The sequence below is a fragment of the Streptococcus rifensis genome (genome assembly GCF_053203525.1).
Genome location: NZ_JBRUCW010000023.1, coordinates 1 through 10,173, shown reverse-complemented (window position 1 = coordinate 10,173; position 10,173 = coordinate 1). Strand labels below are relative to the sequence as shown.

Annotated in this window: 12 protein-coding genes; 4 read left to right on the top strand and 8 right to left on the bottom strand. The window is 41.7% G+C overall.

Features of this window, described 5'->3' with window-relative positions; translation table 11 throughout:
- Window positions 1-131: 131 nt before the first annotated feature.
- The 8 genes from ACVRYP_RS10590 to cdaA all read right to left on the bottom strand — a co-directional run bounded on the left by ACVRYP_RS10590 (window position 132) and on the right by cdaA (window position 6,505).
- Entirely contained in the window at window positions 132-287 is a 156-nt protein-coding gene (locus tag ACVRYP_RS10590) for a hypothetical protein (protein WP_447468673.1), read from the bottom strand.
- 27 nt (window positions 288-314) lie between these two features.
- Window positions 315-926, bottom strand: coding sequence for a DUF1349 domain-containing protein (locus ACVRYP_RS10585; RefSeq protein ID WP_447468672.1), 612 nt, complete (start codon window positions 924-926; stop codon window positions 315-317).
- Window positions 927-976: 50 nt separating this feature from the next.
- Complete coding sequence (locus ACVRYP_RS10580; protein WP_447468671.1) at window positions 977-1,585, bottom strand: tetratricopeptide repeat protein; 609 nt, start codon at window positions 1,583-1,585, stop codon at window positions 977-979.
- 127 nt (window positions 1,586-1,712) lie between these two features.
- Window positions 1,713-3,026, bottom strand: a complete 1,314-nt coding sequence (gene obgE / locus ACVRYP_RS10575) for a GTPase ObgE (protein WP_447468670.1) — start codon at window positions 3,024-3,026, stop codon at window positions 1,713-1,715.
- 96 nt (window positions 3,027-3,122) lie between these two features.
- A complete protein-coding gene (locus ACVRYP_RS10570) occupies window positions 3,123-3,251 on the bottom strand; it encodes a DUF4044 domain-containing protein (RefSeq protein ID WP_447468669.1) in 129 nt (42 codons plus the stop codon).
- 225 nt (window positions 3,252-3,476) lie between these two features.
- Window positions 3,477-4,829, bottom strand: coding sequence for a phosphoglucosamine mutase (gene glmM / locus ACVRYP_RS10565; RefSeq protein ID WP_447468668.1), 1,353 nt, complete (start codon window positions 4,827-4,829; stop codon window positions 3,477-3,479).
- A 113-nt stretch (window positions 4,830-4,942) separates the two neighbouring features.
- Window positions 4,943-5,638: a CdaR family protein gene (locus ACVRYP_RS10560; protein WP_447468667.1), complete on the bottom strand. Its 696-nt coding sequence runs from the start codon at window positions 5,636-5,638 to the stop codon at window positions 4,943-4,945.
- 9 nt (window positions 5,639-5,647) lie between these two features.
- Complete coding sequence (gene cdaA, locus ACVRYP_RS10555) at window positions 5,648-6,505, bottom strand: diadenylate cyclase CdaA (protein WP_447468666.1); 858 nt, start codon at window positions 6,503-6,505, stop codon at window positions 5,648-5,650.
- A gap of 107 nt (window positions 6,506-6,612) precedes the next feature.
- On the opposite strand from cdaA, the gene murT reads away from it, so the two are divergent.
- The 4 genes from murT to ACVRYP_RS10535 all read left to right on the top strand — a co-directional run.
- The gene (murT, locus tag ACVRYP_RS10550) at window positions 6,613-7,956 is read left to right on the top strand and encodes a lipid II isoglutaminyl synthase subunit MurT (RefSeq protein WP_447468665.1); all 1,344 of its coding nucleotides are present in this window, start codon (window positions 6,613-6,615) and stop codon (window positions 7,954-7,956) included.
- Window positions 7,956-8,747, top strand: a complete 792-nt coding sequence (gene gatD, locus ACVRYP_RS10545) for a lipid II isoglutaminyl synthase subunit GatD (protein ID WP_447468664.1) — start codon at window positions 7,956-7,958, stop codon at window positions 8,745-8,747. Before murT ends, gatD begins: the two co-directional genes overlap by 1 nt.
- A gap of 181 nt (window positions 8,748-8,928) precedes the next feature.
- A complete protein-coding gene (locus tag ACVRYP_RS10540; RefSeq protein WP_307121146.1) occupies window positions 8,929-9,270 on the top strand; it encodes a metal-sulfur cluster assembly factor in 342 nt (113 codons plus the stop codon).
- A 158-nt stretch (window positions 9,271-9,428) separates the two neighbouring features.
- A partial coding sequence (locus ACVRYP_RS10535) for a transposase family protein (protein WP_447468663.1) occupies window positions 9,429-10,173 on the top strand: 745 nt, incomplete at its 3' end.

Here is a 10,173-nt window from a genome sequence, read left to right as displayed (position 1 = left end):
TGAGTTGGGAATAAGATAACCCATCTTTTCGTAGCTCATAAATTTGTTGTTTATCCTCGTAACTTAATTTCATAAGAAAAGCACCCCATAGTTAGAATTTTGTGTCTAACTTTTGGGGTGCAGTTCACCTACTAATCCTTTTTCTGGTTCTTCTCCCTCTCTAAACGCCATTTTCGATTAGGATTGAGACGGTTAAAGAGCTCTTCTAATTTCTCAGCATTCCAAACATCGGCTGCTGAAACAAAATTGCCATCCTTATCTTTAAAGGATATCGGTTTATCTCCCATTTTATCACCTCTTTTAAGCGTTAAAAATTAATCCATATTTGGTGTTTGACCATCATGTGCCGGCCATTGGCAATCGATGACTTCCATTTCTGAGAAAACGGCAGTAAAGGAAGACTCTTCTGGAGAACAGGCATAAACACCAAATTGAATGTCCTGATCTCCTTTTAACAAATGACAAATGCGCATTTGATGATAGCTTTGACCATCAAGTGAGTACTCAATGCGGTAATCATCTTGTCTTCTACTGAGACGGTACCAGACTGTTTTAACACTACTGTCTATTTCTCTTGTTGCCCAATCTGAAAAGCCCTGATTGGTCACGACACTCCCCAAATGTTGGAAACGGTCATTCTCATACTCGACAGAGGCTTTTAACCAATTTTCTGAATCCAAATAGAGGACAATGCCACACTGATCAAAACGCGTATGCGCATCGTCAAAACGTGTTTTCACCACAAAACTAAAATAAGGCTCACTTGTTGTCATCTGGAGAATCGGCGCATTATCATTGATAAAATGATAATAGGTTTTCTGCCACAAATCGGTATGGGGCTCAGTTGTGATGGCGATGCGATCTGCCTCAATCACGTATTGCCTTGGTTCACGGATCCAAGCCAAATGAGTGGTGTCTAGTTTCATCTGGTACCTTTCTTACTTTACGACATATCTAATTAAGACATGCTTCATTGCTAACCCAGCTTTTGAAGCAAGGTATCAATCTCTTGACTGCCAATGTCATCTCCTGCTTGCTTAAATAAGTCTTTGGATCTTTGAAAATGAAAACGGCTGGATAGGATTTCTCCCAAACCACGGTAGGCACAAGCTTGGGCAATAAGGTCATCGGTTTGCAAGGCAAACTCGAGACTAGCTGTCATCTGCTTTTCTGCGTCAGCTTTTTCACCCATTAAATGAGAAAGATAACCCACTTCATAGAGATGAACTGCCCAAACCTGAGCATCTGCCGCAAAATGTTCCTGAATAACCTCAGCCTCTTGAGCCAAATAAGCTCTTGCTTTAGCGTAATCTCCTTGTAAACGCGCAACCATGCATAGCTGATGATAGGCCATGTGTTGGTGACGAACATTTCGGTCAGAAATAGCTTTTGCTAAATAACGCTCATAGAACTGATAGGCTTTAGAAAAATCCTTCATCTCCGCATAGACATAACCGTACGCAGAGAGGTAATCATAATATTCGGAGCTACTTTCAGAAACAGTTAAATTATCTAGCCATTGTATGGCCTCCTCTAACTGTTCTTTTTCCATCAAATCAAAGGCTAAATAGATGTCTTCTATCACAGATTATCTCCTTTGCTTCAGCATTAACAGTAAAACAATCGACCAGCAGTTAGCGAGGATTGTTGGTAGATTCTCTTTTTGCTTATGTCGTTCTTCAAACACTAGCTGTTTAAAAGTATACTATCATTTAATCCACAAATTCAAATTCAAAGCTACCCAGACGAACGATATCGCCATCTTTGGCTCCGCGTTCACGGAGAGCTTCATCAACACCCATGCCACGCAGTTGGCGGGCAAATTTCATAATAGACTCGTCACGTTCCATATTGGTCATGACAAAGAGTTTCTCAATCTTCTCACCTGAAAGTACCCAAGCCGCATCATCATCACGACTGATGTCAAAGGGTCGCTCATCGTCTTGGAAGCCGTAGTAAACTTCATCGTCTTGGAAGTCTGTCTCATCGTAAAGGAGGAACTCATCAGTCACAGCAAGGAGCTCCGCTGTCGCTTCTAAGAGCGCATCGAGGCCTTGGTGGGTTATTCCTGAAATCGGAAAGATTTGAGGAATGTCATCAAACTCATCATAGTTGGCAGCTAACTTTTTCTTGAAGACTTTGAGGTTTTCCGCGGCCTCAGGCATATCCATCTTATTGGCCACAATCAGTTGAGGGCGCTCCATGAGGCGGAGATTATAAGTCTCTAACTCATGGTTGATGGCCAAGTAATCCTCATAAGGATCTCGTCCTTCACTAGCTGACATGTCAATCACGTGGAGAATAACACGGGTACGCTCAATATGGCGAAGAAATTGTGTTCCAAGACCAACACCCTGCGAAGCTCCCTCAATCAAGCCAGGTAAGTCTGCCATGGCAAAACTGTCCCCTGACTTGGTGCGAACCATGCCAAGGTTTGGTACGATTGTTGTAAAATGGTAAGCGCCAATCTTAGGCTTAGCAGCCGTAACCACGCTTAGCAAGGTTGATTTTCCGACAGACGGAAAGCCTACCAGACCCACATCTGCTAAGATTTTCAATTCTAATTGAAGGTCACGTTCTTCACCAGGTTCCCCATTTTCAGCGATTTCTGGGGCTGGATTTTTTGGAGTGGCAAAGCGAATATTTCCTCGGCCACCACGGCCACCTTTTGCCACCACAAATTCTTGACCATTCTCAACAAGGTCAGTCAAGACTTTCCCAGTCTCAGCATCCCGAACAGTCGTTCCTTGAGGGACACGGATAACCAAGTCCTGGGCGCCACGACCGTGCATCCCTTTGGTCATCCCTTTTTCACCAGCTTGGGCCTTGAATTTACGATTATAGCGAAAATCCATCAAGGTGCGCAGGCCTTCATCTACCTGAAAAATGACTGAGCCACCCTTACCGCCATCACCGCCCCATGGTCCACCATCTGGAACGTATTTTTCTCGGCGAAAAGCTACCATGCCATCGCCACCCTTTCCTGCCTTGACCGAAATCTTAGCAGTGTCTAAAAACATACTCATCTCTTATACCTTATCTTTTTACTTGAAAAGAGAGCGGGACGAAACGAAGGTTTCACTTCGACTCTTCCCACTCCTTTTAACCTATTGATTGATAGCCTAACGTGTTAGGACACTGATCGCCGAAACAATAATCCCAAAGACCATTGCGACCAGCATTAGCATAACAACTACTAGAGTCACAATTTCAAACGGGGTTTTCTTTTTCTTTTCTTCGCCAAAAGCCATTCTTGTTCTCCTGATCCTTCACTGCCTCCGAAATGGTTGAGGCAAATATTTAACAATAGCCTTATTTTATCATGTTTTTTTTGATTATTCAATCATTATCCCTAGAATCCTTAAGATAGTTACCCAGTTGAATAAAGCAACTTTAAGAACAAAAACTTTTCGGTCAAAACCAATTGGCATAAAATAAAAGCTGAGACACTTGCCTCAACTTCTAGTATTTATCTTTTAATCTAAGCCGATCTCTGCTCTAACAACTTCGGCGATAGTGTCAACATAGTAGTTTACCTCTTCATCAGTAGGCGCTTCTGCCATGACACGCAAGAGAGGTTCAGTACCGCTGGGGCGAACAAGGATTCGTCCATTGCCATTCATTTCAGCTTCCATTTTTTGGATAACTGCTGCAATAGCTGGCACGTCCATCGCCTTATCCTTTATGCTGTTTTCCACTCGGATATTGACTAATTTTTGAGGGTAAATAGTGACCTGAGCCGCTAATTCTGACAATTTAAGCCCCGTTTCCTTCATGACCTTAGTCAGTTGCACAGCTGTTAATTGGCCATCTCCGGTGGTATTGTAGTCCATCAGAATCACATGACCAGACTGTTCCCCACCTAAATTATAGCCATTTTTACGCATTTCTTCGACAACATAACGGTCACCAACAGCAGTCACCGCTTTAGAAATGCCTTGCACATCCAAAGCTTTGTGAAAGCCTAGGTTAGACATAACAGTCGTTACAATGGTATTTTTGGCCAACTGTCCTTGTTCAGATAGATATTTCCCTATGATAAACATGATGCGGTCTCCATCAACCAAGTCACCGTTCTCATCGACAGCAATTAAGCGATCCGCATCTCCATCAAAAGCTAGCCCTATATCAGCGCCCTTTTCCATGACTAGAGTCTGCAATGCTTCAGGGTGCGTTGAACCGATACCATCGTTGATGTTTAGACCGTCAGGCTTATCACCTATAACTGTTATAGTAGCATTGAGGTCTGCAAAGACATGACCAGCACTCTTATAGGCAGCTCCATTAGCAGCATCTAGCGCGACTGTCATTCCTTCTAAGTCACTACCAGTTGATTTGAGATACTCTTGGTATTTGCGAAGCCCCTCTGGGTAATCGACCAAAGTTCCAAGACCCTGAGCACTTGGACGAGGAAGAGAATCCTCTGTTGCGTCCAACAAAGCCTCAATCTCAGCCTCTCGGTCATCATCCAATTTAAAGCCATCAGATCCAAAGAATTTAATACCGTTATCCTGTGCAGGATTGTGACTAGCTGAAATCATGACCCCAGCACTAGCCTTCTCAGTGCGAACCAAATGAGCCACGCCTGGAGTAGCAATGACACCTAATGTATAAACCTGAATCCCTGCTGACAAGAGACCCGCAATTAAGGCAGACTCAAGCATTTCACCCGAGATACGAGTATCACGTGCTACAAATACGCGTGGTTGCCCTTCTTCGTGTTGACTTAGAACATAGCCACCAAAGCGGCCTAATTTAAAGGTCAATTCAGGAGTTAATTCAACATTAGCTTCTCCACGAACGCCATCTGTTCCAAAGTATTTACCCATTTTATTTACTATTTCCTTCTAAATATGGTTTATTTTTTGATTATATCACACTATTATGACAGTAAAAAAGACAAAACAAATACAGTTTAACAATATCGTAACAATTCTTTAACTTAGCTCTTAACTTTTATTGTTAATGTTGTTTCTTCAGGATCAATAACAGCTGGGAGGTAGTTGCCACTTTCATCTACTGCCTGCAACGTAATGGTTCCACTATAATTATCTGTAATGGTGGTTCCATCCGGTAAAATAGCAGCAACATGATCAATTTTAGACATTGTATCCTCATCCGTCACAACCGTTACCTTAGTATCTTCTACGGTTGCGGTATCAATCTCAACACCTTCACCTATCTGCTCTTCATTAATTTCTACTTCAACCTTAATCGTCTTACTAACTCTTTTACCGATCTTCGCAGTAATGGTAGACGGCGTTACCGACGCATTGATGCCAGAAGGCAAGTTTTCCAGTTTTAAAGGAATATCATGAGTCCCAGATTCAAGATTTGTAAAATCCGCAGTCACTACAAAAGAACGGGTTGCTTCTTGGCTCTCTTTTTGAAGGGTTACGCGATTAGAGGAAGTTATTTGAACTGTCACGTCAGATGTGAAACCTGAAACAAAATATTCGGAATTGTCGTAGTTAAGATTAATAGGGACATTGTAGATGGTGTTGGTAAATGTTTCAGAATTCACAATCTTAGCCGCTGATGAAGTTTGAAAATTACTGGCTGAGGCGTAAAGAAAGAGAAACATAGCAATAATGAAAGACACAATCAAAAAGAAAATATTCTGTTTTTTATCGTTCATTGGCAATTCCTACTTTCCTTCCCAAAAGGCAAACCATTTTTTAGATTTAGCCTTGTTTGCTTCTTCTGAAATAAAAACACGTTGCAATTCTGCTTTGAATTCTTCCCGTGTTAAGTCATGTTTAAATACCCCATTATGTGCAATGGAAATACTACCGGTTTCTTCAGAGACTATAAAGGTAAAGGCATCCGTTTGTTCTGAAAGACCAATAGCAGCCCTATGACGCGTACCAAATTCTTTTGAGATTGAAGTCGATTCTGTTAAAGGAAGGTAGGCACAGGAAACGGCGATTTTATTATCTCGGACAATGACTGCTCCGTCATGCAAAGGCGTATTAGGGATAAAGATATTAATCAGCAACTCACTAGAGATATCTGCATCCAGTGGAATCCCAGTGCTGATAAACTCTTTTAAGCTCTGAGTTCCCTCAACACTGACCAAAGCACCAATCTTACGAGGACACATATAATCAGTCGCTTTCAAAAAAGCCGAAATGAGACGTTCTTCGTCGCTTAACGTATTGGTCGAAGCAAATAAAGTGGCTGAACGGCCAAGTTTCTCCAGAGCAGAACGAATCTCAGGAGCAAATATGACAACTGCTGCGATTACTCCATAGGTGAAGATTTGATTTAAAATAAATGAAATCGTCTGGAAGCCTAAAAAGGTTGCCGCTAATTGGGCCATGACAAACATTGCCACACCGCGAAGCAAGGTCATCACCCTTGTTCCAGACAAGGCCTTGATACACATATACATCAAACCCGTTACCAAGAAAATATCGAGGCTATTAATAACGATTCGCCACGGATCTGCGACCAAACTGTGCCAAAACTGATTACTAAACTGCAACAACTGTGTGAAACTCATGCCTGCTCCCTTTTACACTTTCAAGACTAGCCCGTCAAATATGATTCTTCTTCATTATATCATTTTTTCCAGATGAATGATACGAGAAAATATGGTAAAATGTCCTTATGAAATTAAATACAGCAATTAGCATCCTAGCTGGTAAATCCAGCCAATGGCTGCTTCAAAAAATGGGACGAGGATCCACGCTCCCTGGAAAAATAGCACTTGCTTTAGATGCTCAGGTTTTAGAAACGCTGGCCAAAGATTATGAAATTGTTGTCGTGACTGGTACCAATGGTAAAACCCTCACAACAGCACTAACCGTAGGAATCTTAGAAGAGGCTTTTGGGGCTGTTTTAACCAATCCCTCAGGCGCTAATATGATTACAGGCATCACTGCCGCTTTTTTAAATGCTCCAAAATCCAAAAACAGCCGTAAAATTGCTGTTTTGGAAATCGATGAGGCTAGTTTGCCAAAGGTAACTGAATTTCTCAAACCGAGTCTCTTTGTCTTTACCAATATCTTCCGTGATCAGATGGACCGCTATGGGGAAATCTACGCGACCTATCAAATGATCATAGATGGTGCTGCTAAAGCGCCTGAAGCTACCGTTCTTCTCAATGGGGATAGTCCTCTCTTTCATTCCAAAGAATTGGTCAACCCTGTCAAATATTACGGGTTTGAAACGCCAGAAGGTACTCCTCAACTGACCCACTATAATACGGAGGGGGTTCTCTGTCCTCAGTGTCAGCACATTATCCACTACAAGATGAACACCTATGCCAACTTAGGGAGTTACATCTGTCTGGAATGTGGCTTTAAACGCCCACAGCTCGATTATGCCTTAAATGAGCTAACCGAGTTAACCAATACGAGTAGCCGTTTCACCATTGATCACCAAGACTACCAGATTAATGTTGGTGGCATCTATAACATCTATAATGCCCTTGCTGCTGTTTCTGTCGCTGAACATTTCGGTGTAGCTCCTGCTACCATTAAAAAGGGCTTTGAAAAGAGCCGCGCTGTTTTTGGTCGCCAAGAAACCTTTACTCTTGGAAACAAATCATGTACGTTGGTGTTGATCAAAAACCCAGTTGGTGCTAATCAAGCATTAGAAACGATTGCCCTAGCTCCCTATGATTTCAGCTTGTCTGTCTTGTTAAATGCCAATTATGCTGACGGCATTGATACTAGTTGGATTTGGGACGCTAATTTTGAAAAGATAACACAAATGCCGATCCCTCACATCTATGCTGGAGGCATTCGCCATTCTGAAATCGCCCGTCGCTTACGTGTCTCAGGCTATCCAGAAACCCAAATCACTGAGTTTGACTCATTAGAGGCTGTTCTTGATGCTATCGAGCAACAAGAAACGGAACACGCCTACATTCTCGCAACTTATACAGCCATGCTTCAGTTAAGGGAAATTCTAGCACAACGCCACGCTGTCGGAAAGGAGATGAAATAATGGTATATGTATCTTTACAAAGTCCAACCGACCGTGACTACTCCTATGAACTTCGCATTGCTCACCTTTATGGTGACCTGATGAACACCTATGGTGATAACGGAAATGTTCTCATGCTTAAATATGTGGCTGAAAAGTTGGGAGCCAGAGTTACTGTTGATATTGTCTCCATGGAAGATGAGCTGAACCCAGAGGAATATCAATTGATTTTCTTTGGTGGTGGTCAAGATTATGAACAATCAATCATTGCCAAAGATTTGCCTAGCAAACGCCAATCTCTGGAAACTTATATTCATAATGACGGTGTTCTTTTAGCCATCTGTGGTGGCTATCAGCTACTAGGTCAATATTATATCGAAGCTGGTGGTCGAAAAATCGATGGCCTTGGTATTCTAGGACATTATACCCTCAACCAAGAAAACAACCGCTTCATTGGTGATATTAAGATTGAAAATGAAACCTTCAATGAAACCTACTACGGTTTTGAAAATCATCAAGGACGGACCTTTTTAAGCGAAGACGAAAAGCCGCTGGGACGAGTAGTCTATGGCAATGGCAATAATGGGGAAGACCAAACAGAAGGATTACACTATAAAAATGTATTTGGGTCTTACTTTCATGGACCGATACTCTCTCGAAATGCCAATCTGGCCTATCGCCTTGTAACAACAGCACTGCTTAAGGCCTACGGGCAAGATATTTCCCTCGCAAACTATGACGACATATTGAGTTTAGAATCACCTGAAGAATACAAAGATATCAAATCAAAAGCAGAAATGAGCCAGTCGTAAGTATAGGCTGGCTTTTCTACCTTGAATTTTGGAAAAATCACCTGATTACTAAAAGTACCCTTTCAAAATTTGGATATGGGATTCCTATCTGTAAGATTGTGGCTCCGTTCTTTTTTCCTTGAATTATGGAAAGGAAACTGTTATAATTTTCAGAAAAAAGTGTTGAATCGAGGAGTAAGAGATGAGAGACGATATCAAACTCAATGAACGAGCCGCTGCTATCAGCCCAAAACTCATTGAAAAACTAGAAACCATTTATGATCCAGATATCGAACTTGATATCTATAATTTGGGGCTCATCTATGAAATCACACTCGATGAAGATGGTACCTGCCATTTTGTCATGACTTTTACTGATATGGGATGTTCTTGTGCTGATACACTTCCTGATGAAATTATTGCATCACTCCTTGAAATTGAAGAAATTGAAAAGGTTAAGGTTGAAATCGTTTGGTCACCCGTTTGGAAAATGACCCGTATTAGTCGCTATGGACGAATTGCCCTAGGCATTAGCCCCAGATAAGAGCAAAGTTAATTAACGTCTGTGTTACTTTTTGGCTCTATAATTTCTGTAGTGGGTAAAAACCTTACGGAGATTATGGAGCCTTTTTGAGTGTAGAAAAAAAGTCCCATATGATCTATAATGAAAAGCGACAAAACCATCATTTTAGAAAGACTCATATGGAACACTTAAATCTTATCACAAATACGCTCGGAATAAAAGACCCAAATATCACGATAACCCAAGAATCTGATATGGGGACGCATAGAGAACTCCGTGCCTTCTTAGATTATGATCCTCCAAAATGTCCTGGCTGCCAAAGCCAAATGGCCAAATATGACTTCCAAAAAGAATCCAAGATTCCCTACCTAGAATGTGCCGGGTACAAACTGTTGATTCGTCTTAGAAAACGTCGTTTCCGTTGTCAAAACTGCAGAAAAATGGCTGTTGCACAGACGCCTCTGGTCAGGAAGAACCACCAAATCGCAACCGTCGTTAACCAAAAAATTGCCCAGTTGCTCATCGAAAAGAAATCCATGACAGACATTGCCAAGGAACTTGCCATATCCACATCAACCGTTATCCGTAAGCTAAGGGAGTTTACCTTTGAAACTGACTGGACTAAGTTACCCGAACATATGTCTTGGGATGAATATAGCTTCAAAAAAGGTAAAATGAATTTTATTGCCCAAGATTTTGATGCTCTTAAGATTGTCACCATTCTCGACGGACGAACACAGGCAGTCATCCGAAATCACTTCCTCCGCTATTCTAGACAGGCCAGAAACCAAGTTAAGGTCATTACCATGGATATGTTTAGTCCTTATTATAAATTGGCCAAACAGCTTCGCTTTCGAGTTTCTAGGCTCAGGCTGAAACAGTCTCTTCCCAGACTGTTTCACTCCCAAATGCTAAAATTGTCCT